The 20,805-nt window shown below is 45.7% G+C and carries 35 protein-coding genes; 4 read left to right on the top strand and 31 right to left on the bottom strand.

Annotation, left to right across the window (positions count from 1 at the left end; all coding sequences use genetic code 11):
- Window positions 1–6 precede the first annotated feature (6 nt).
- The 3 genes from GVI43_RS14755 to GVI43_RS14745 all read left to right on the top strand — a co-directional run bounded on the left by GVI43_RS14755 (window position 7) and on the right by GVI43_RS14745 (window position 3,620).
- Entirely contained in the window at window positions 7–1,191 is a 1,185-nt protein-coding gene (locus GVI43_RS14755; RefSeq protein WP_159567613.1) for a thiolase family protein, read from the top strand.
- Between the two features lie 66 nt (window positions 1,192–1,257).
- On the top strand, window positions 1,258–2,421 hold the full coding sequence (locus GVI43_RS14750; protein WP_159567612.1) for a glycerate kinase family protein: 1,164 nt from the start codon (window positions 1,258–1,260) through the stop codon (window positions 2,419–2,421).
- A 68-nt stretch (window positions 2,422–2,489) separates the two neighbouring features.
- Window positions 2,490–3,620 carry a CdaR family transcriptional regulator gene (locus GVI43_RS14745; RefSeq protein WP_159567611.1) on the top strand — a complete coding sequence of 377 codons (1,131 nt, stop codon included), beginning with the start codon at window positions 2,490–2,492 and terminating at the stop codon, window positions 3,618–3,620.
- 43 nt (window positions 3,621–3,663) lie between these two features.
- On the opposite strand, the gene GVI43_RS14740 is transcribed toward GVI43_RS14745, so the two are convergent.
- From GVI43_RS14740 to rpsJ, 30 genes are all read right to left on the bottom strand, one after another.
- A complete protein-coding gene (locus tag GVI43_RS14740) occupies window positions 3,664–3,870 on the bottom strand; it encodes an alternative ribosome-rescue factor A (RefSeq protein ID WP_159567610.1) in 207 nt (68 codons plus the stop codon).
- A gap of 78 nt (window positions 3,871–3,948) precedes the next feature.
- Window positions 3,949–4,389: a Zn(2+)-responsive transcriptional regulator gene (gene zntR / locus GVI43_RS14735; RefSeq protein ID WP_159567609.1), complete on the bottom strand. Its 441-nt coding sequence runs from the start codon at window positions 4,387–4,389 to the stop codon at window positions 3,949–3,951.
- A 142-nt stretch (window positions 4,390–4,531) separates the two neighbouring features.
- The gene (gene rplQ, locus GVI43_RS14730) at window positions 4,532–4,921 is read right to left on the bottom strand and encodes a 50S ribosomal protein L17 (RefSeq protein WP_029095698.1); all 390 of its coding nucleotides are present in this window, start codon (window positions 4,919–4,921) and stop codon (window positions 4,532–4,534) included.
- 40 nt (window positions 4,922–4,961) lie between these two features.
- On the bottom strand, window positions 4,962–5,951 hold the full coding sequence (locus tag GVI43_RS14725) for a DNA-directed RNA polymerase subunit alpha (protein WP_159567608.1): 990 nt from the start codon (window positions 5,949–5,951) through the stop codon (window positions 4,962–4,964).
- 25 nt (window positions 5,952–5,976) lie between these two features.
- Window positions 5,977–6,597: a 30S ribosomal protein S4 gene (rpsD, locus tag GVI43_RS14720; protein ID WP_159567607.1), complete on the bottom strand. Its 621-nt coding sequence runs from the start codon at window positions 6,595–6,597 to the stop codon at window positions 5,977–5,979.
- A gap of 34 nt (window positions 6,598–6,631) precedes the next feature.
- Complete coding sequence (gene rpsK, locus GVI43_RS14715; protein WP_027275681.1) at window positions 6,632–7,021, bottom strand: 30S ribosomal protein S11; 390 nt, start codon at window positions 7,019–7,021, stop codon at window positions 6,632–6,634.
- Window positions 7,022–7,037: 16 nt separating this feature from the next.
- Complete coding sequence (gene rpsM / locus GVI43_RS14710; protein ID WP_159567606.1) at window positions 7,038–7,394, bottom strand: 30S ribosomal protein S13; 357 nt, start codon at window positions 7,392–7,394, stop codon at window positions 7,038–7,040.
- A 156-nt stretch (window positions 7,395–7,550) separates the two neighbouring features.
- Window positions 7,551–7,664 (bottom strand): 50S ribosomal protein L36, encoded by a 114-nt coding sequence (rpmJ, locus tag GVI43_RS14705; RefSeq protein WP_029095694.1) that lies wholly within the window; start codon window positions 7,662–7,664, stop codon window positions 7,551–7,553.
- 34 nt (window positions 7,665–7,698) lie between these two features.
- Complete coding sequence (secY, locus tag GVI43_RS14700; protein ID WP_159567605.1) at window positions 7,699–9,027, bottom strand: preprotein translocase subunit SecY; 1,329 nt, start codon at window positions 9,025–9,027, stop codon at window positions 7,699–7,701.
- A 7-nt stretch (window positions 9,028–9,034) separates the two neighbouring features.
- The gene (gene rplO / locus GVI43_RS14695) at window positions 9,035–9,469 is read right to left on the bottom strand and encodes a 50S ribosomal protein L15 (RefSeq protein ID WP_159567604.1); all 435 of its coding nucleotides are present in this window, start codon (window positions 9,467–9,469) and stop codon (window positions 9,035–9,037) included.
- 3 nt (window positions 9,470–9,472) lie between these two features.
- On the bottom strand, window positions 9,473–9,652 hold the full coding sequence (rpmD, locus tag GVI43_RS14690; RefSeq protein ID WP_159567603.1) for a 50S ribosomal protein L30: 180 nt from the start codon (window positions 9,650–9,652) through the stop codon (window positions 9,473–9,475).
- A 6-nt stretch (window positions 9,653–9,658) separates the two neighbouring features.
- Complete coding sequence (gene rpsE / locus GVI43_RS14685; RefSeq protein ID WP_029095690.1) at window positions 9,659–10,159, bottom strand: 30S ribosomal protein S5; 501 nt, start codon at window positions 10,157–10,159, stop codon at window positions 9,659–9,661.
- 14 nt (window positions 10,160–10,173) lie between these two features.
- On the bottom strand, window positions 10,174–10,527 hold the full coding sequence (rplR, locus tag GVI43_RS14680; protein WP_029095689.1) for a 50S ribosomal protein L18: 354 nt from the start codon (window positions 10,525–10,527) through the stop codon (window positions 10,174–10,176).
- Window positions 10,528–10,536: 9 nt separating this feature from the next.
- On the bottom strand, window positions 10,537–11,070 hold the full coding sequence (gene rplF / locus GVI43_RS14675; RefSeq protein WP_159567602.1) for a 50S ribosomal protein L6: 534 nt from the start codon (window positions 11,068–11,070) through the stop codon (window positions 10,537–10,539).
- Between the two features lie 14 nt (window positions 11,071–11,084).
- Window positions 11,085–11,477 (bottom strand): 30S ribosomal protein S8, encoded by a 393-nt coding sequence (rpsH, locus tag GVI43_RS14670; protein WP_159567601.1) that lies wholly within the window; start codon window positions 11,475–11,477, stop codon window positions 11,085–11,087.
- A 31-nt stretch (window positions 11,478–11,508) separates the two neighbouring features.
- Window positions 11,509–11,814, bottom strand: a complete 306-nt coding sequence (gene rpsN, locus GVI43_RS14665; RefSeq protein WP_029095686.1) for a 30S ribosomal protein S14 — start codon at window positions 11,812–11,814, stop codon at window positions 11,509–11,511.
- A gap of 13 nt (window positions 11,815–11,827) precedes the next feature.
- Entirely contained in the window at window positions 11,828–12,367 is a 540-nt protein-coding gene (rplE, locus tag GVI43_RS14660; protein ID WP_159567600.1) for a 50S ribosomal protein L5, read from the bottom strand.
- Window positions 12,368–12,381: 14 nt separating this feature from the next.
- The gene (gene rplX / locus GVI43_RS14655; RefSeq protein WP_159567599.1) at window positions 12,382–12,696 is read right to left on the bottom strand and encodes a 50S ribosomal protein L24; all 315 of its coding nucleotides are present in this window, start codon (window positions 12,694–12,696) and stop codon (window positions 12,382–12,384) included.
- A gap of 10 nt (window positions 12,697–12,706) precedes the next feature.
- Complete coding sequence (rplN, locus tag GVI43_RS14650) at window positions 12,707–13,078, bottom strand: 50S ribosomal protein L14 (protein ID WP_020322771.1); 372 nt, start codon at window positions 13,076–13,078, stop codon at window positions 12,707–12,709.
- Window positions 13,079–13,240: 162 nt separating this feature from the next.
- Window positions 13,241–13,495 carry a 30S ribosomal protein S17 gene (rpsQ, locus tag GVI43_RS14645; protein ID WP_029095683.1) on the bottom strand — a complete coding sequence of 85 codons (255 nt, stop codon included), beginning with the start codon at window positions 13,493–13,495 and terminating at the stop codon, window positions 13,241–13,243.
- A complete protein-coding gene (rpmC, locus tag GVI43_RS14640) occupies window positions 13,495–13,686 on the bottom strand; it encodes a 50S ribosomal protein L29 (RefSeq protein WP_159567598.1) in 192 nt (63 codons plus the stop codon). The genes rpsQ and rpmC overlap by 1 nt, the downstream gene beginning before the upstream one ends.
- The gene (gene rplP / locus GVI43_RS14635) at window positions 13,686–14,096 is read right to left on the bottom strand and encodes a 50S ribosomal protein L16 (RefSeq protein ID WP_029095681.1); all 411 of its coding nucleotides are present in this window, start codon (window positions 14,094–14,096) and stop codon (window positions 13,686–13,688) included. The genes rpmC and rplP overlap by 1 nt, the downstream gene beginning before the upstream one ends.
- 12 nt (window positions 14,097–14,108) lie before the next feature.
- Entirely contained in the window at window positions 14,109–14,810 is a 702-nt protein-coding gene (gene rpsC / locus GVI43_RS14630; protein WP_159567597.1) for a 30S ribosomal protein S3, read from the bottom strand.
- Between the two features lie 17 nt (window positions 14,811–14,827).
- Window positions 14,828–15,160 (bottom strand): 50S ribosomal protein L22, encoded by a 333-nt coding sequence (rplV, locus tag GVI43_RS14625; RefSeq protein WP_159567596.1) that lies wholly within the window; start codon window positions 15,158–15,160, stop codon window positions 14,828–14,830.
- Window positions 15,161–15,174: 14 nt separating this feature from the next.
- Complete coding sequence (rpsS, locus tag GVI43_RS14620; protein ID WP_029095678.1) at window positions 15,175–15,453, bottom strand: 30S ribosomal protein S19; 279 nt, start codon at window positions 15,451–15,453, stop codon at window positions 15,175–15,177.
- A gap of 14 nt (window positions 15,454–15,467) precedes the next feature.
- Window positions 15,468–16,292: a 50S ribosomal protein L2 gene (rplB, locus tag GVI43_RS14615; protein WP_159567595.1), complete on the bottom strand. Its 825-nt coding sequence runs from the start codon at window positions 16,290–16,292 to the stop codon at window positions 15,468–15,470.
- A 19-nt stretch (window positions 16,293–16,311) separates the two neighbouring features.
- Entirely contained in the window at window positions 16,312–16,614 is a 303-nt protein-coding gene (rplW, locus tag GVI43_RS14610; protein ID WP_029095676.1) for a 50S ribosomal protein L23, read from the bottom strand.
- A complete protein-coding gene (gene rplD / locus GVI43_RS14605) occupies window positions 16,611–17,216 on the bottom strand; it encodes a 50S ribosomal protein L4 (protein ID WP_159567594.1) in 606 nt (201 codons plus the stop codon). Before rplD ends, rplW begins: the two co-directional genes overlap by 4 nt.
- Window positions 17,217–17,232: 16 nt before the next feature.
- On the bottom strand, window positions 17,233–17,862 hold the full coding sequence (gene rplC, locus GVI43_RS14600) for a 50S ribosomal protein L3 (RefSeq protein ID WP_159567593.1): 630 nt from the start codon (window positions 17,860–17,862) through the stop codon (window positions 17,233–17,235).
- Window positions 17,863–17,891: 29 nt separating this feature from the next.
- Entirely contained in the window at window positions 17,892–18,203 is a 312-nt protein-coding gene (rpsJ, locus tag GVI43_RS14595; protein WP_001181005.1) for a 30S ribosomal protein S10, read from the bottom strand.
- 420 nt (window positions 18,204–18,623) lie between these two features.
- On the opposite strand from rpsJ, the gene GVI43_RS14590 reads away from it, so the two are divergent.
- Window positions 18,624–20,279, top strand: a complete 1,656-nt coding sequence (locus tag GVI43_RS14590; protein WP_159567592.1) for an LTA synthase family protein — start codon at window positions 18,624–18,626, stop codon at window positions 20,277–20,279.
- A gap of 196 nt (window positions 20,280–20,475) precedes the next feature.
- Here GVI43_RS14590 and GVI43_RS14585 read toward each other — a convergent pair.
- Window positions 20,476–20,805: EF-Tu C-terminal domain-related protein (locus tag GVI43_RS14585; protein WP_484478971.1), on the bottom strand; the 330-nt coding region annotated here is incomplete at its 5' end.

Genomic DNA, 20,805 nt, shown 5'->3' with positions numbered 1-20,805 from the left:
AATATGATGAAAAATGCGAATGATATTGTTGTTGTGAGTGGCGTACGTACTGCGATAGGAACTATGGGTGGAAGCTTTAAAGACGTTCACCAACACGACTTAGGAGCGGCTGTAATACGCGAAGCCGTTGCACGCGCAGGGCTGAAACCCGAGCAAATAGATGAAGTCGTAGTTGGCAACGTTGGGCAAATTGCTGAAAGTGGCTTTATCGCCAGAATTTGTCAATTACGTGCTGGCTTGCCGAATGAAACAACCGCCTATTCAGTCAACCGTCAATGCGGATCGGGCCTGCAGGCTATTGTTGACTGTATGATGGAATTACAAACAGGAAACGCAGAGATTGCCGTAGCCTGCGGAACAGAAAATATGACTCAGCTACCCTACTATATCCGTAAGGCCCGCTATGGATATCGTTTGGGCCATGGCGAGCTAGAAGACGGTATCGTCTCCATCCTAACGTGGCCAGAAGGCCCCTATCATAACGGTATGACCGCTGAGTTTACCGCAGAACGCTTCAATATCACCCGTGAAGCTATGGATGAATTTGCCTGGAACAGTCAGCAAAAAGCGCTGGCTGCGATAAAGGCCGGATACTTTGACTCTCAGATCCTGCCCCTTGAAGTCCGCGAAGGAAAAAATACCCGTATCTTTAATACCGATGAGCACCCAAGAGATACTCCAAAAGATAAATACGCCCAGCTAAAGCCAGCCTTTAAAAAGGATGGAACGGTTACCGCAGCGACCTCATCTGGTATCAATGACGGTGCGGGTGCTTTAGTTATGACAACCAGAGCGAAAGCACAAGAGCTAGGATTGCCGATCAGAATGGTCGTTCGTGGCTGGGCGGTCGCCGGATGTGAAGCTGAAATTATGGGCTTCGGGCCCGCACCTTCAACCAAAAAGCTGATGAAAAGGCTCAATATGTCAGTGCATGACATCGATCTAATTGAGCTTAATGAAGCGTTTGCCGCGCAATCACTCGCCGTTATCAACGATCTAAAACTGGATCCGGCAAAAGTGAACGTTAATGGTGGCGCAATTGCGCTGGGGCATCCTGTCGGCGCAAGCGGTGCCATCATTTCAGTCAAGCTGATGTATGAAATGGAACGCCGCGGCGTCAATACAGGCTTAGCCACCATGTGTATCGGCGGCGGACAGGGCATTTCCGTATTGTTTGAGCGTGAACATTAATAATGCATAAAGGGGAGCACCCTGCTCCCCAGTTTAGCTACAAACCCAATTCTCGAAGGATGTGTCATGAATATTCTTATCGCCGTAGACTCATTTAAAGGAAGCTGCACTGCTCAGCAAGCCTGTCAGGCTATTGCTTCGGGCCTGACTCGGTACCGTTCAGATATCATAACTAATCAGTTACCTATTGCCGACGGCGGAGAAGGATTATTACAAATACTCAATGCTAGCCCGTCATTAAAAAATAAAACTAATCACAAAATAGTCGTTATGGGCCCCTACAACCAGCCAACCGAAGCTGAATATATAACGCTGGGTAAAGACAAAGCGATTATAGAAATGGCTCAAGCCTGCGGATTAGAGTTAACGCCAAAGGCTCTTAGAAATGCAGAGAAAGCCTCATCATATGGCTTGGGCCAGATAGTAAAAGAGGTTTTGGATAAGGGGATATCGCATATCATCATCGGACTTGGCGGCAGCGCCACTAACGATGGTGGGATTGGTTTTGCACAGGCTATTGGCGTTCAATTTTTTGATAAACAGAATAACCTCATCTCAATACCGGCTAGTGGAGAAGACCTAATGCGTGTTTATCGGGCAGATCTATGTCAATTACATCCTGCTGCAAAAAACGCTCTTTTTGAAGCCTCATGCGATGTAAATAATCCGTTGCTTGGGGAGCATGGAGCCACCCGTATTTATGGACCACAGAAAGGTGCAACCCAACAACAGCTGGATCGGCTTGAGAATGGTATGAAAAATTACCATCACTCTCTTTGTCATGGGCTGAATAACGACGCTAACCTGATTCCCGGGTCAGGCGCTGCCGGAGGAATGGGTGCCGCATTAATCTGGTTTACTCAGGCAAAACTGCGTCCAGGAATCGAATTAGTCCTCGAGTTACTCGAAGCTGAATCACTGATACGTAATGCCGATTTAGTTATCACCGGCGAGGGAAAACTGGATAAGCAGAGCAGCTTTGGCAAGGCTCCTGTTGGAGTAGCCAATCTGGCTGCGGCTTATAATAAACCAGTAATTGCTCTTGCTGGCGCGCTAGGAGAAGGCGCCTCCCTGCTATACCAACATAATGTCAACGCCATGTGGTCTATTTGTTCCGAACCTATCTCTTTAGAAACAGCAATGAGAAATGCAGAAGCGTTGCTATCAGACACAGCAGAAGCATTAATACGTACTATTGATGTAGGTATGAGACTGTCAGCTCAAAAATAATAAAACGCTTCAGTAATAATAGACATTCAACATTATGACTAAAAATTCTACAAGCAAAGGAAATATATATGCTTATCACCTTAGAGTTAGCAAATACCATTGTTAAGCGAGCAATGAGTATTATTCATCATAATGTGAATGTTATTGACCATCAGGGAATTATCATTGCTTCTGGCGAAAATCATAGAATTGGAGAGCGCCATGAAGTTGCCTATGAGGTGATAAAAAACCGTCAAAGAATGACAATCGAGACCCCACAACAGGCAGCAAAATATAAGAACGTTCAGCCGGGAATCAACCACCCGATTATTGTTGACGATCAGGTGGTAATGGTAATAGGAATCAGCGGTAACCCTGTCGCCATCGGCAGGTATGCTGAACTGGCTATCCTGACGGCAGAATTGCTGGTTAAGCAGTCCTTAGATATTCGAGAAATGAACTGGCAATACCGTATCCGGGATTTATTACTTAAACAATATCTAGAGCTCGGAGATACCAGTAAAGGAATTGAGACCAGATACCAGTTGGAGCAGCAAGATATACATTTAAACCAGCCAATATTACCGCTGATAATTAATATTGAGACCGGTGGACATCTGCTAGGTAAAACAATAGATAACATCCTGAATGAACTATCAAATATTCTACAATCTCAGAGAGTTATCTTACTCAGCAATGATGAGATCTTGCTTATTGTGACTGAAATTAAAGGGTATCAAGGATTAATCGACGAAATTAATCGATTTATGGAAACTCAACTAAGTCACTATACGATTGGCGTTGGCATAGAGTCAGACACACCAATGGTATTCCGTCAGTCTATATTTATGATTAAAGAAATGATTAAACACGGGAAACAGTCCCACCCTACGCTCAGAATTATCAACGGTAAACAGCTCGCTTTTTGCGGGCTACTAAATGAAGCAAAAACCAGCCATTTCACACTTTATTTTAATCAGTGCATAGACAAGCTGCTGGCAGTCGGAACCGGATCTACGCTACTGCATACGCTCACTACCTATATAGAAAATAATGCAGAAATAAGAAATACAGCGCAAATCTTAGGTATTCATAGAAATACCCTAACCTATCGGCTTCATCAGATAGAAGAGATTACCTTTATGGATCCTTTTATCTTTAAAGATCTCAGCCAGTTAATGATAGCTTTGCATTATCATCGGAACAAAATCAGGCGCTGATTAGTAAACATGTTGCTTTATCAGGATAATATATAGTACCTAATTAACAGAAGGCTGGAGATAAAAAGACGCTTAGAATCTTCTTATATCCAGCCTCTTGGCTCATTTTACCTACATATTTCGCTTTACGCTGATAGCTTCCTTTTCCTTTCACTTTTCTCTCTACCCGCTGATGAAATAATGGATCATGCAAGAGGGCATGTAATGCATTATCCCGTATAACCCCTTTTCTGTGCTGATATTTAGACATTTAAACCTCGCTGTACTCTGATTAAAAATTAGCTTGATGATAAAACCGCCGCATAATACTCCATAAATACCCGATTGGCTATTGGCTGCGTAAATCTATTCTTGGTAGTTCATTCATCGCGCCATGTTCTAAGGCTTCAAGAATAGAACAATAAGCACTGCTATGAATACTGCCGCAACAGGCATCGCTCAACCGCTGTAAAGAAACCCGCATGAGCTCTAATTCACGTAGTTTCCGCTCCACGACTTCAAGCTGAGACTGAACGATGGATTTTGATTCCTGACAGGTATGTTGTTCAGGTTCAACGCGAATTGAAAGCAACTCAGCAATAGATTCCAGAGTAAAACCCAGCTGTTTAGCATAACGGATAAACTTCAAACGCTGAAGATCCTGCTCAGTGTAAAGGCGATAACCGCCTTCAGTTCGACCATCGTGGGACATCATGCCCTGCTTTTCATAATAACGAATGGTATCTGGGGTGACGTTGGCTAGCTTAGCAAGTTGACCGATGCGAAACATAAAACCCCCTTTAACTCAGAAATGCCTATTCCACTATATAGATAATACCAATAGATAAAGCGATAACGATATATATTTCGTCACAAACAAATTATAGACGTAAAAAAGCCGGGATAACCCGGCTTTTTTACACAGCTATAGATTACTCTGCAGCTGCTTCTTCTGGAGCTTTTTCGGCACGATCAACTAACTCGATGTAAGCCATCGGAGCGTTATCACCTGCACGGAAACCACACTTCATGATACGAGTGTAGCCACCTGCACGGCTCGCAAAACGCGGGCCAAGCTCATTAAACAATTTTGCCACGATCTCATTATCACGAGTACGGGCGAATGCCAGACGACGATTAGCAACGCTGTCGGCCTTGGCAAGTGTAATCAGTGGTTCAACCACGCGACGCAGCTCTTTCGCTTTCGGCAGGGTCGTCTTGATGATCTCATGACGAACCAGAGAGCCGGCCATGTTACGGAACATGGCTTGGCGATGACTGCTGTTGCGGTTCAGTTGACGTCCACTCTTACGATGGCGCATGACCTTATCCTTCTCAGTAAAACCTTAACCTGCGATCCGGTTACTCGTCAGCAATGCTAGCAGGTGGCCAGTTTTCTAGGCGCATGCCCAGAGACAAACCACGAGATGCCAGCACATCTTTAATCTCAGTAAGAGATTTCTTACCTAAGTTAGGAGTTTTTAACAACTCAACTTCAGTACGCTGTACCAGATCACCGATGTAGTGGATAGCTTCTGCCTTGAGGCAGTTAGCGGAGCGGACAGTCAGTTCCAGATCGTCAACAGGGCGTAGCAGGATCGGATCGAACTCAGGCTTCTCTTCTTTAACTTCTGGTTGACGTACATCACGTAAATCAACAAAAGCTTCAAGTTGTTCAGCTAGGATGGTAGCCGCACGGCGAATCGACTCTTCCGGGTCAATTGTACCGTTAGTTTCCATCTCGATGACCAGCTTATCCAAGTCAGTACGCTGTTCTACACGCGCTGCTTCAACATTGTAGGCAATACGCTCTACCGGGCTGTAGCATGCGTCAACCAACAGACGACCTATTGGACGCTCATCTTCTTCCGTATGAATACGGGCAGAAGCCGGCACATAACCACGACCACGCTGAACCTTGATACGCATACTAATAGATGCGTTCTCATCAGTAAGGTGGCAGATTAAGTGCTGAGGTTTGACGACTTCAACATCCCCATCATGGGTAATGTCGGCTGCAGTCACAGGGCCAATGCCAGACTTATTCAAGCTAAGAATAACTTCATCTTTACCATGAACTTTCACCGCCAGCCCTTTCAGGTTGAGCAGGATTTCCAGGATATCTTCCTGTACGCCTTCTTTGGTGCTGTACTCATGTAGTACACCATCAATCTCAACTTCAGTTACCGCACACCCCGGCATAGACGAAAGCAAAATGCGGCGTAATGCGTTACCTAAAGTATGGCCGAAGCCACGCTCTAACGGCTCAAGGGTCACCTTAGCGTGAGTCGAACTAATTTGCTCGATATCTACTAGGCGTGGTTTTAGAAACTCTGTCACAGAACCCTGCATTGTGTCCTCTCTTTGGTACTAAACTTTACTTAGAGTAAAGTTCGACGATCAGGTGTTCGTTAATGTCCGCAGACAGATCGGAGCGCTCAGGATTACGTTTGAAAACGCCTTCCATTTTAGCTGCATCAACTTCGATCCAAGTCGGCTTTTCGCGCTGTTCGGACAGCTCTAAAGCGGCTTTAACACGAGATTGCTTTTTCGCTTTCTCACGTACGCTGACTACGTCATTCGGAGATACCTGGAAAGAAGCGATGTTAACAACGCGACTATTAACCATAACAGCTTTGTGGCTAACTAACTGACGTGCTTCTGCACGAGTAGCGCCGAAGCCCATACGGTAAACCACATTGTCTAAACGACCTTCTAAAAGTTGCAGCAGGTTTTCACCAGTGTTGCCTTTCAGACGAGTTGCTTCTTTATAATAATTACGGAATTGACGCTCAAGAATACCGTAAATGCGGCGAACTTTTTGCTTTTCACGTAACTGTACACCATAGTCAGACAGACGTGGCTTGCGCGCACCGTGCTGACCAGGAGCTTGTTCAATTTTACACTTGGTATCTATCGCGCGAACACCAGACTTAAGAAATAAGTCAGTACCCTCGCGACGGCTCAGCTTGAGCTTAGGACCCAAATATCTTGCCATTTTCTTTCTCCAACAATCCTAAAAGCAGTGGCGGTTATACGCGACGCTTTTTCGGAGGACGACAACCGTTATGGGGAATCGGAGTCACATCAGTAATATTAGTGATGCGGAAACCAGCCGCGTTTAACGCGCGGATAGTAGACTCACGACCTGGACCTGGGCCTTTAACCATGACTTCCAAGTTCTTAATTCCATACTCTTTCACTGCTTCTGCACAGCGTTCTGCAGCTACTTGAGCAGCAAATGGAGTGGATTTACGCGAACCACGGAAGCCGGAGCCACCAGCTGTTGCCCAACCCAATGCATTACCTTGACGATCGGTAATAGTCACGATGGTGTTGTTAAAAGAAGCATGGATATGAGCCATACCGTCAGAAACTTGCTTTCTTACACGCTTGCGTGCACGAACAGGTGCTTTTGCCATTATTCAATCACCCCGATTATTTCTTGATCGGTTTACGCGGACCCTTACGGGTACGGGCGTTAGTTTTAGTACGCTGACCGCGAACCGGCAGACCACGACGGTGACGCATACCACGATAGCAACCGAGGTCCATAAGACGCTTGATGCTCATGGTAACTTCACGACGTAGATCGCCTTCTACAGTATACTTGGCAACTTCGTCACGCAGCTTTTCAATTTGCTCTTCAGACAGTTCACTGATCTTCACACTTTCAGCAATACCACTAGCAACACAGATAGACTGTGAGCGGGTTTTGCCAATTCCGAAGATCGCAGTTAATGCGATTACGGTATGCTTATGATCAGGAATGTTAATGCCTGCTATACGGGCCACTATGCACTCCTACTATTTTATACAGCAACACTACTCTGAAAAGCCCGTTTTCAGGATACTCAAATAATGTTGCCATCACATACAAAAGATTGGCTGGCTAATCTAGCCAGCTCAATCACACTTTGCAAGAGAAATATGTCAAAACACTAACAATAATCAGCCTTGACGCTGTTTATGTTTTGGTTCAACGCAAATCACACGAACAACGCCGTGACGTTTAATGATTTTGCAGTTACGACATAACTTCTTGACGGAAGCACGAACTTTCATTTTAACTCTCCGTAACTTCTCAAGCTAGCCTGAATTAACGGCTATAGCCCTTCAGGTTTGCTTTCTTCAATGCAGACTCATATTGACTCGACATCATCAGAGTTTGCACTTGAGCCATAAAGTCCATGATGACGACAACTACGATAAGTAGAGAAGTACCACCAAAGTTGAAAGGTACTTTCATTGCATCACGCATAAACTCCGGGATCAGGCAGATAAAAGTAATGTACATGGCACCAACGAAAGTTAAGCGAGTCATTACTTTATCGATATATTTAGCCGTTTGCTCTCCCGGACGAATCCCTGGTACAAACGCACCGGACTTCTTCAGGTTATCTGCTGTTTCACGAGGATTAAAAACCAACGCTGTATAGAAGAAACAGAAGAATATGATCGCGGCCGCATAGAGTAACACATAAAGTGGCTGTCCGGGTTGCAAATTTGTAGAAATCGTTGACAACCAGTTCCAGCCAGTACCACCACCGAACCATGAGGCTATTGTCGCAGGGAACAGAATGATACTTGAAGCAAAGATTGCAGGTATTACACCGGCCATATTCACTTTCAACGGTAAATGAGTACTTTGTGCAGCATAAACGCGGCGGCCCTGTTGGCGTTTAGCATAGTTAACGACGATACGACGCTGACCACGCTCAACAAACACAACAATAAAGGTCACTGCGAATACTAAAACCGCAACCAATAGCAGCAGAAGAACATGTAAGGTACCCTGCCGAGCTTGCTCGATAGTCTGTCCAATAGCTGGAGGTAATCCGGCGACAATACCTGCAAAAATGATGATCGAAATACCGTTACCGATACCTCGTTCTGTCACTTGCTCACCTAGCCACATCAGGAACATTGTCCCGGTAACCAAGCTAACAACAGCAGTAAAGTAGAATGCAAATCCTGGATTAATTACCAGACCCGGCATTCCCATATTCGGTAGGCCGGTAGCAATACCAACCGCCTGAAATATGGCCAGAACCAACGTGCCATATCGAGTGTACTGGCTAATCTTACGACGGCCAGACTCTCCTTCTTTCTTCAATTCCGCTAACTTAGGATGAACCACAGTTAACAGCTGCACGATAATAGAGGCCGAAATATACGGCATAATACCTAGTGCAAAGACAGAAGCACGACTGAGGGCACCACCAGAGAACATGTTAAACATGTCAATGATAGTGCCTCTCTGTTGTTCGACTAACTTAGCAAGCACAGTGGCGTCAATACCAGGGATTGGAATAAAAGAGCCAATACGGAAGACGATTAACGCACCGACAACAAATAAGAGTCTGCGCTTTAGCTCACCTATTCCGCCCTTTGCACTTTGAAAATCTAATCCTGGTTGCTTAGCCATCTGCTACTTATTCCTCAATTTTCCCGCCAGCAGCTTCGATTGCAGCACGAGCGCCTTTGGTGACACGCAGACCGCGCAAAGTTACCGGACGATTGATTTCACCTGAAAGCATAACTTTCGCGAACTCAATCTGTACACCAACTACGTTTGCAGCTTTCAGCGTGTTCAGGTCAATAACCTCGCCTTCTACTTGAGCCAGTTCAGACAGACGAACTTCTGCCGTAACCATTGCTTTACGAGAAGTGAAACCGAATTTCGGTAAACGACGGTATAATGGCATTTGGCCGCCTTCAAAACCACGACGTACGCCACCGCCAGAACGTGAGTTCTGACCTTTGTGACCACGACCAGCAGTTTTGCCTAGGCCAGAACCAATACCACGACCTACGCGCTTAGGAGCTTGTTTAGAGCCTTCGGCCGGAGCCAGAGTATTTAAACGCATCTCTTACTCCTCCACTTTAAGCATGTAAGAAACTAGGTTGATCATGCCACGTACAGCAGGAGTATCCTCGCGCTCTACGGTGTGACCGATACGACGCAGACCCAAACCAACCAGCGTTGCCTTATGCTTAGGCAAGCGGCCAATAGAGCTGCGAATTTGAGTAACTTTAATAGTCTTTGCCATTGCTAATTACCCCAGAATGTCTTCGACAGTTTTACCGCGCTTGGCAGCAACCATCTCAGGAGACTTCATATTTTCCAAGGCATCAATAGTTGCACGAACCACGTTAATTGGGTTAGTAGAACCATAAGCTTTAGCTAATACGTTACGTACTCCGGCGACTTCCAGAACGGCGCGCATTGCACCGCCGGCGATGATACCGGTACCTTCGAATGCAGGCTGCATAAATACGCGAGAACCTGTATGAGCACCTTTAACAGGATGCTGCAGGGTTCCATTGTTTAATGCGACATTCATCATATTGCGACGGGCTTTTTCCATCGCTTTCTGGATCGCTGCTGGAACTTCACGCGCTTTACCGTAACCAAAACCTACGCGGCCGTTACCATCACCAACTACTGTCAGTGCGGTAAAACTAAAAATACGACCACCTTTAACGGTTTTAGATACGCGGTTAACCGCGATCAGCTTTTCCTGCAGTTCGCCAGCTTGTTTCTCGATGTGAGACATCTTACACCTCTACCTTAGAACTGAAGGCCAGCTTCGCGGGCAGCATCTGCCAGCGCCTGGACTCTACCATGATATTGGAAACCAGAACGGTCAAAAGATACTTTCGTAATCTCTTTGGCCAGTGCGCGCTCAGCAATAGCTTTACCTACAGCTGCTGCGGCATCTTTGTTTCCGGTATACTTCAACTGCTCTGTAATAGCCTTTTCTAACGTAGAAGCGGCTGCCAGAACTTCCGAACCGTTCGGTGCGATAATCTGCGCATAAATATGACGCGGAGTACGGTGAACCACCAGGCGAGTCGCACACAGTTCTTTAATCTTGCGACGTGCGCGGGTCGCACGACGGATACGAGCTGCTTTCTTATCCATAGTGTTACCTTACTTCTTCTTAGCCTCTTTGGTACGCACGACTTCGTCGGCGTAACGGACACCCTTGCCTTTATAAGGCTCAGGACGACGGTAGGCACGCAATTCTGCTGCGATCTGACCGATAACTTGTTTATCTACGCCTTTCAGCACGATTTCAGTTTGGGTCGGACACTCAGCGGTTATGCCTGCTGGCAGTTGGTGTTCAACTGGATGAGAAAAGCCTAAGGCTAAATTCACCACGTTGCCTTTAACTGCAGCACGATAGCCTACGCCTACCAGCTGTAGCTTCTTAGTGAAGCCTTCAGTAACACCGATAACCATTCCGTTAACCAGTGAACGCACGGTACCCGCTTGGGCCCATCCGTCAGCAAAACCTTCACGCGGAGCGAAAGAAATTGCATTATTTTCCTGTTTAACTTCAACGGCATCATGGACTGTACGAGACAGCTCGCCGTTTTTACCCTTAATTGTTATAACCTGACCGCTGAGTTTTACCTCTACGCCAGCAGGAATAACGACGGGTGTTTTTGCAACACGAGACATTGTATTCCTCCTAATTAAGCTACGTAGCAGATAATCTCGCCACCAAGACCAGCTTGGCGTGCTGCGCGATCGGTCATGACACCTTTAGAAGTAGAAATAACAGCAATACCTAAACCAGCCATTACCTTTGGTAGCTCATCTTTTCTTTTATAGATGCGCAGACCTGGACGGCTGACTCGCTGAATGCTTTCTACTACTGGCGCTCCTTGGAAATACTTTAATGTCACTTCCAATTCAGGCTTAGTGTCGCCTTCAATTTTGTATTCTTCAATATAACCTTCTTCCTTCAGCACGTTGGCAATAGCCACTTTTAGCTTGGAGGAAGGCATAGCGACCGCAACTTTGTTCGCGGCCTGACCGTTTCGGATACGGGTCAGCATATCCGCGATCGGATCTTGCATGCTCATCTGTCTCTACTCCCGTGATTCAATGGTGATATTACCAACTAGCCTTTTTCAGACCCGGGATTTCACCGCGCATAGCGGCTTCACGGACCTTAATACGGCTCAACCCAAATTTGCGCAGGACGCCATGTGGACGACCTGTCTGACGGCAACGGTTACGTTGACGACTTGGACTGGAATCACGCGGAAGAGTTTGCAGTTTAAGCACTGCGTTCCAACGGTCTTCGTCAGATGCATTCACATCAGAGATAATCGCTTTAAGTTCTGTACGCTTAGCGAAGAACTTGTCTGCTAATTTCACACGCTTAACTTCACGTGCTTTCATTGATTGCTTAGCCATTAGTAACCCTACCTTACTTGCGGAACGGGAAGTTAAAGGCAGCCAGCAGAGCGCGGCCTTCTTCGTCAGATTGCGCAGAAGTGGTAATGGTAATATCCAAACCACGAACGCGATCAACTTTGTCATAGTCGATTTCTGGGAAGATAATCTGCTCACGTACGCCCATACTGTAGTTACCACGACCATCAAATGACTTAGGATTTAAGCCACGGAAGTCACGGACACGCGGTACAGCAATAGAAATCAGACGCTCTAAAAATTCCCACATACGTTCACCACGTAGGGTCACTTTACAGCCGATCGGATAGCCCTGGCGGATTTTGAAGCCGGCAACTGAGTTGCGTGCTTTGGTAATTAGTGGCTTTTGGCCACTGATCGCTGCTAAGTCAGCTGCTGCGTTATCCAGCAGTTTCTTATCAGTGATTGCTTCACCAACACCCATATTAAGGGTGATCTTCTCGACCCGAGGGACTTGCATGACAGATTTGTAGCTAAACTGGTCTACCAGTTTATTTACTACCTGTTCTTTGTAGTAATCATGCAGTTTCGCCATCGTACTACTCCAAATTACTTGATAGTTTCGCTATTAGATTTGAAAAAACGGACTTTTTTGCCGTCTTCAAAACGAAAGCCTACACGGTCGGCCTTGCCTGTAACTGTGTTGTACAGCGCAACGTTAGAAACTTGAATTGCAGCTTCTTTTTCAACGATGCCACCTGGTTGATTCAGGGCCGGAACCGGCTTCTGATGTTTTTTAACCAGATTGATACCTTCAACAACAATCTTACTGGAAGACAGAACATTTTTAACTTTACCGCGTTTACCTTTATCTTTACCGGTTAACACAATAACTTCGTCATCGCGACGGATTTTAGCTGCCATGGTTCGCTCCTTACAGTACTTCTGGTGCCAGAGAGATAATTTTCATGAATTTTTCATTACGTAATTCACGAGTTACCGGTCCAAAAATACGCGTACCGATAGGTTGCTCACTGTTGTTATTTAAAATAACGCAAGCATTACCATCGAAGCGAATGACAGATCCGTCAGGGCGACGAACACCCTTTCTGGTGCGCACCACTACCGCTTTAAGCACATCACCTTTCTTAACCTTACCGCGAGGAATTGCTTCCTTTATAGTAATTTTGATGATGTCGCCTACGCCAGCGTAGCGACGGTGCGATCCACCCAGAACCTTGATACACATTACGCGACGTGCGCCAGAGTTGTCAGCGACGTTAAGCATAGTCTGTTCTTGGATCATCTTAGTGCTCCGCTAATGTCAACTACTAAGGACCCTCACGGGTCGTTTAAAAACCCCCATACATCAGGGCGCGGCATTATAACACCGGTTTCAGATGTTGGGTAGAAAAAATAAACGGCTCGTCTTCTGAGCCGTTTATCTTATTTAAGAAAGCGTACTGTATTACAGGACGGCTTTCTCTACAACTCGAACAAGCGTCCAAGACTTAGTCTTAGACAGAGGACGACATTCGCGAATCTCGATCAGATCGCCAATACCACACTCATTGCTCTCGTCATGTACATGCAATTTAGTCGTACGTCTGATGAACTTACCATACATCGGGTGCTTCACCACACGCTCAATCGCAACGACAATGGATTTCTCCATTTTGTCACTAACAACACGACCTTGCAGCGTACGGATTTTATCAGTCATTACGCACCCGCCTTTTCAGTCAGTAAAGTTTTCACACGTGCAACATTACGACGCACTTGTTTCAACAGGTGAGACTGTTGCAACTGGCCGCCTGCTGCTTGCATGCGCAGATTAAACTGTTCACGCAGCAGGTTTAGCAGCTCAGTGTTCAGCTCTTCAACACTTTTTTCACGCAGCTCTTTTGCTTTCATTACATCACCGTCTTAGTTACAAAGGTGGTTTTAATCGGCAGTTTTGCTGCTGCCAGCTTGAACGCTTCACGGGCAATTTCTTCCGAGACACCGTCCATTTCATATAGGACTTTTCCCGGTTGAATTAGGGCAACCCAATACTCTACATTACCCTTACCTTTACCCATACGCACTTCAAGCGGCTTTTCAGTGATTGGTTTATCTGGGAACACACGGATCCAGATTTTACCTTGACGCTTAACTGCACGTGTCATGGCACGACGTGCCGCCTCGATTTGGCGAGCAGTCAAACGACCGCGGCCAACAGCTTTCAGACCGAAAGTGCCGAAGCTCACATCCGCGCCGGCAGCCAGACCACGGTTGCGGCCCTTATGCACTTTACGGAATTTTGTACGCTTTGGTTGTAACATCAGCGATGCTCCTTATTTACGGCCTTTACGCTGCTGCTTTTTCGGTTGAGCAGCCGGTTTTTCCGGTTGTTCAACGGCAGCCATACCACCCAAGATCTCACCTTTGAAGATCCACACTTTTACGCCGATTACACCATAAGTGGTGTGCGCTTCAGAAGTGTTATAGTCAATATCCGCACGCAATGTATGCAACGGAACACGACCTTCACGGTACCATTCAGTACGCGCGATTTCAGCGCCGCCTAAGCGACCACTTACTTCCACTTTGATACCTTTAGCGCCTATACGCATTGCGTTTTGAACAGCACGCTTCATAGCACGACGGAACATAACGCGACGTTCCAACTGTGAAGTAATACTGTCAGCAACCAATTTAGCGTCTAGTTCCGGTTTACGGATTTCGGCGATATTAATTTGCGCAGGAACTCCAGCGATAGCCGCTACAGCATTGCGCAGTTTTTCGACGTCTTCACCTTTCTTGCCGATTACGATACCCGGACGAGCAGTGTGAATAGTCACACGAATGCTCTTCGCTGGACGCTCGATCACGATGCGAGAAACAGAAGCTTTCGACAATTCTTTTGTTAAGAACTGACGAACTTTAAAGTCGCTGTCTAGGTTGTCAGCGAATTCTTTGGTATTTGCGTACCAGGTAGAGTTCCAAGGTTTGACAATACCCAGTCGAATACCATTCGGATGTACTTTCTGACCCATTGCTATTCTCCAGAGTCTCAGCGATCGGACACAACCACAGTAATGTGGCTGGTGCGCTTCAGGATACGATCTGCACGACCTTTTGCACGCGGCATAATACGCTTCATGCTTGGGCCTTCGTCGACATATATTTTCGCGACTTTCAGATCGTCGATGTCAGCGCCATCGTTGTGTTCTGCGTTTGCAATGGCAGACTCAAGTACTTTTTTAACCAAATCAGCAGCTTTCTTGTTGTTGTAGGTTAAAATTTCCAGAGCTTGCGACACTTTCTTACCGCGAATCAGGTCTGCAATTAAGCGAACCTTCTGTGCAGAAGAACGAGCGTGGCGATGTTTAGCGATAGTTTCCATCTCTTCCTCCTACCTTAGCGCTTTTTGGCTTTTTTATCAGCCGCATGGCCGCGATAAGTACGAGTCGGCGCGAATTCGCCCAGTTTATGACCGACCATTTCATCGGATACAAATACTGGAACGTGCTGACGACCATTATGGACAGCGATGGTCAAACCGATCATGTTTGGAAAGATCGTTGAACGACGGGACCAAGTCTTTACAGGCTTTTTGTCTCCGCTTTCCACCGCTTTCTCTACCTTCTTCAGCAAGTGCAGGTCTATGAAAGGACCTTTCTTGAGAGAACGTGGCATGGCTTATCCTCTAATTATTTTTTACTACGGCGACGTACGATATATTGATCGGTACGCTTGTTGCTTCGGGTCTTCTTACCTTTGGTCTGAACGCCCCATGGAGTCACAGGATGTTTACCAAAGTTACGACCTTCACCACCACCGTGCGGGTGATCGACTGGATTCATTGCCGTACCGCGAACGGTAGGACGAATACCACGCCAACGACTAGCACCAGCTTTACCAAGCACGCGAAGCATATGCTCTGAATTACCAACTTCACCTAAGGTGGCGCGGCAATCAGACAATACTTTACGCATTTCACCGGAGCGAAGACGTATTGTTACATAGGAACCTTCACGGGCAACAATTTGAACATATCCACCGGCTGAACGAGCCATTTGGCCGCCTTTACCTGGTTTCATTTCAACGTTGTGAACCGTAGAACCCACTGGGATGTTACGCATCGGCAGGCAGTTGCCTACTTTAATTGCCGCATCAACACCAGATTGGATTTGGTCACCTGCTTTTAGGCCCTTAGGCGCTAGAATATAACGGCGCTCGCCGTCTTTATACAGAACCAACGCGATATTCGCGGAACGGTTCGGATCATATTCCAGACGCTCTACAACAGCAGGAATACCATCTTTGTTGCGTTTAAAGTCAACTAAACGATATTGCTGCTTATGGCCACCACCGATATGACGAGTGGTGATACGGCCATTGTTGTTACGGCCACCTGATTTGCTGTTTTTTTCCAGCAATGGGGCATAAGGCTTGCCCTTGTGCAACTCAGGGTTAACCACTTTAACTACGTGGCGACGACCCGGAGATGTTGGCTTACACTTAACAATTGCCATTGTTTTTCAATCCTCCGACTTACTCTGCGCCGCCGATGAAGTCCAGATTCTGGCCTTCTTTCAAAGTGACGTAAGCTTTTTTCCAGTCGCTACGACGACCAACACGCTGACCATGACGTTTCGTTTTGCCTTTAACTAGCAAAGTACGAACTTCATTGACTTCAACCTCAAACAGCTTCTGTACGGCAGCTTTTACTTCTGCCTTAGTTGCATCTTTAGCAACTTTGAGCACGATAGTATTGTGCTTTTCCATTGCGCTAGAAGCTTTTTCAGAAACATGTGGTGCGCGTAGGACTTTCAGCAGGCGTTCTTCACGGATCATGCCAGCATCTCCTCTACTTGCTTCACAGCGTCAGCAGTCATCACCACTTTATCAAAAGCGATTAGGCTAAACGGGTCAATACCGGCAACATCACGAACGTCAACCTTATGTAAGTTACCTGCTGCCAGGTATAGATTAGGTTCAACTTCGGTTGTGATGATCAGTACATCTTCTAAAGCCATTTCTTTCAGTTTCTGTACCAGCAGCTTAGTTTTAGGCGCTTCTACAGAGAACTTCTCGACTACAATCAGACGATCTTGACGTACCAATTCGGACAGAATGCACTTAAGTGCGCCGCGGTACATCTTCTTATTGACTTTCTGGCTGTGGTCTTGTGGACGAGCAGCAAAGGTCACACCACCGGAACGCCAGATCGGGCTCTTTACAGAACCTGAACGCGCACGGCCAGTACCTTTTTGACGCCACGGTTTTTTACCGGAACCAGTTACTTCAGCACGGGTCTTCTGAGCACGAGTACCTTGACGAGCTGCAGCTGCATAAGCAACAACAACCTGATGTACTAACGCTTCATTGAAATCACGCCCGAAGGTAGTTTCGGAAACAGTCAGCGCGCCTTGCGCGTCTTTCATTACCAATTCCATTCCTATCTCCTCGACGTTACGCCTTGACAGCCGGTTTAACGATCAGGTTGCTACCGGTTGCTCCCGGAACAGCGCCCTTGACCAGCAGCAGGTTGCGCTCAGCGTCAACACGTACTACGTCTAGGCTTTGAACGGTTACGCGCTCGTCACCCAAGTGGCCTGCCATTTTTTTGCCTTTAAACACTTTACCTGGCGTTTGGTTCTGACCGATTGAACCATGACCGCGGTGTGCCAAAGAGTTACCATGAGTCGCATCTTGAGTACGGAAATTCCAGCGCTTAACTGTGCCAGCATAACCTTTACCTTTAGAAGTACCGGTAACGTCAACTTTTTTAACGTCGGTAAAAATATCAACGTTAATTTCTTGACCTGCAGTAAACTCTTGACCTTCTTCAAGGCGGAATTCCCACAGACCACGACCAGCAGTAACGCCGGCTTTCGCGAAATGACCCGCTTCTGGTTTAATTACACGGTTTGCTTTTTTAGCACCCGTAGTAACTTGCACAGCACGGTATCCGTCAGTAGCCAAGTCTTTAACTTGAGTAATGCGGTTCGCTTCAATTTCGATAACTGTAACGGGGATAGATACGCCTTCTTCTGTGAAGATGCGGGTCATTCCCACTTTACGACCGACTAAACCAATCATTGTTTCAACCTCTCAATCGAATGACCTGATTAACCCAGGCTGATCTGCACGTCAACACCGGCAGCCAGATCCAGACGCATCAGAGCATCAACCGTTTTTTCAGTTGGCTCAACGATGTCAACCAGACGCTTATGAGTGCGAATTTCATACTGATCGCGCGCATCTTTATTCACATGCGGAGAAATCAGTACAGTAAAACGCTCTTTGCGAGTCGGCAGCGGGATCGGACCACGAACCTGAGCGCCAGTGCGCTTAGCAGTCTCGACGATTTCCGCAGTTGATTGATCGATCAAACGGTGATCAAACGCTTTCAGGCGGATACGGATTCTTTGGTTCTGCATGAGACCAGAGCTCCAATTATTTTATAAACGTAAAAAATCACTACTCACACCCATTTCGATTGATGGGGGAGTGTAATCGTTCTTCATGTAACCCCCAAATCGGGAGTATTGTACTATTCAGCTCGCTTCGTAAGAATTGAGTTTCATAGTGATAAGTTCTAATTGAACTTATACCACACCACATAAAAGTGTAGGCCTGAGCATTTTACAGATCTGAGCCCTCAGCGCAAGCGGTATCTGGGATTAAATTCACCACTAACGCTAAAACATCACATTCATTGATACGCTTTGAGCAAAGTAATTTATAATGTTCCACCTATATGAGCGAGGGACTTCCCATTAAATGGTGAAAATTGCTGAACATCATCCCATTTTGAAAGTCCTAAATAATTAACGATTGATATCAAATAGATAATAAATATGCTTTTGCTAAATAACAAAAAAATTCCATCTACAATTTACCTATTCCTTATTACTCTTGCCGCGCTTGTCGTATGTAGCACCCGGTTTGAGTTCTCTTATGTCGGTTTTATTTCCTACGCTTTCTTTTTATCTATACTCACTTTTTTTATTTTCTTAACCGGCAGAATTAAACTTTCACTAGGCATCACCAGCACCTTGATAGTTAGCCTCCAGCTGCTTAATCAGATAAAAGTCCATTACTATAAAGAAAGGATCTTTTTTCAGGATGTTAGCGTTGCCCTTGACCCATCGAACTTTGGTACATTACTTCACTATCCCTTAGCATCAGTGGGTCTTATCGGCCTAGTTTTACTAATCGTTCTGAACGTTTTTCTCTATTTAGCAGAGCCTAAGCGTACTCGTTCTCTGCGTTTATTATCACTCTGCATTATGCTTGGCTTAATAGCAGGCATCACACACGTTAGCCAGAATAGGAATAATATTGAACGCTGGCAGGCATCACTCCCCAAAGGGAAAGGTACGATTGTTAATATCTTTTTATCAGCACAGCAAATGTATTATCAGGCCCCCCAATATGAGGAATCATCTAGCTATTTTTTATCAAGAAAAGAATTCACATATCAGCCAGAATTAGAAACTAATAAACCTGATATCATCGTTATGCTGCAGGAATCTACCGTTAACCCGAATCTTTACCACCTTCCGGGGGTGAATCTTCCAACGTTTGGGATGTTTTCACTTACTGATACGATCCGGGCTAATAGCAAACTTCGAGTGCAAACATTCGGCGGGGGTACTTGGCTGTCAGAGTTTTCATTACTCACTGGCTTAGATACTGATGATTTCACATTTCGTAAGAATTCTGTTTTCTATACCGTTGCTCCGCATATCAAGAACAGTATATTTAGCGAACTAAAGAAGAATGGTTACTACACCGTCGTTTTAACCCCAATGTCTAAGCAGAACTATAATGCCGGTCCGACCTATAAAAACTTGGGAATTGACCTAATTATTCAGCCTCAAGAGCTAGGATATCCAGCAGATCTGGACGACAATCTGTGGCAAATCCCTACTGACACAATGCTTAGCTATGTAAAAGAAGTTCTGAAGCAATACTCAGATAAGCCTGTCTTTATTTTCGTTCTTACCATGAACGAACACGGACCTTATGACACAAAACATTCTGATGATTATCAAATAGACAAATCAATTAATGACCGTAATATTGCAGGTGCACTGAGTCACTATATTGGCAAAATTGAGTTATTGGATCGCGCGACCCAAAGTTTTACAAACTTTGTAAGTACCAGAGAGAAACCAACTATGTTCCTCTATTTTGGCGATCATCAGCCAAATATTGGTTGGAATGATACATATGACACCACGCTACCAGATGCAGCTCACCTGACTCAGTTCTCCCTGCACGATAATTTCTCATCAGTTCAGGCTAAAAATATTGGAGACGTTACTGATATATCATTCCTTAGTAGTCTGCTCCTCGAAAGAGCAAACTTAAGCGTATCGCCTTTCTTTGAGGCTAATATACGCATGCGGAACTTATGTCAGGGGCGGCTATCAGACTGCCCTGATAAAAAGCTAGTAGATAGCTATAAACATTATATTTATCAAGAGTTAGAAGCGGCAGGTAAATAACTAAAGCGTCGAAAAAATATATAGTCGCACCATTGCGCTTTATATTTCTCAATCGCCCATGTCTGAATCCCAGTAATAATGGGTGTTCAGTCTTAGTCCGGCATTCTAATATGGTTATTTTTAGACGCTAAGTCAGAGCAACTTATTCAGGATAATAAAAAAGGGTGCCTAAGCACCCTTTTTTCATCAACAATTATTATTTGATGATTTGAGCAACAACGCCCGCACCAACGGTACGGCCACCTTCACGAATAGCGAAGCGTAAGCCTTCGTCCATCGCGATTGGGGCAATCAGCGTTACTGTCATCTGAATGTTGTCACCTGGCATTACCATCTCTACGCCTTCTGGCAGTTCGATGGTACCGGTCACGTCAGTTGTACGGAAGTAGAACTGTGGACGGTAGCCTTTGAAGAATGGCGTATGACGGCCACCTTCATCTTTGCTCAGAATATAAACTTCTGATACGAATTGGGTATGCGGATTGATTGAACCTGGTTTCGCAAGAACCTGACCACGTTCGATATC

The organism is Budvicia diplopodorum (assembly GCF_009800925.1).
Taxonomy (GTDB): Bacteria; Pseudomonadota; Gammaproteobacteria; order Enterobacterales; family Enterobacteriaceae; genus Budvicia; species Budvicia diplopodorum.
Note: the sequence above shows the minus strand (reverse complement) of the source record. Positions and strands in the feature narration are given on the sequence as shown.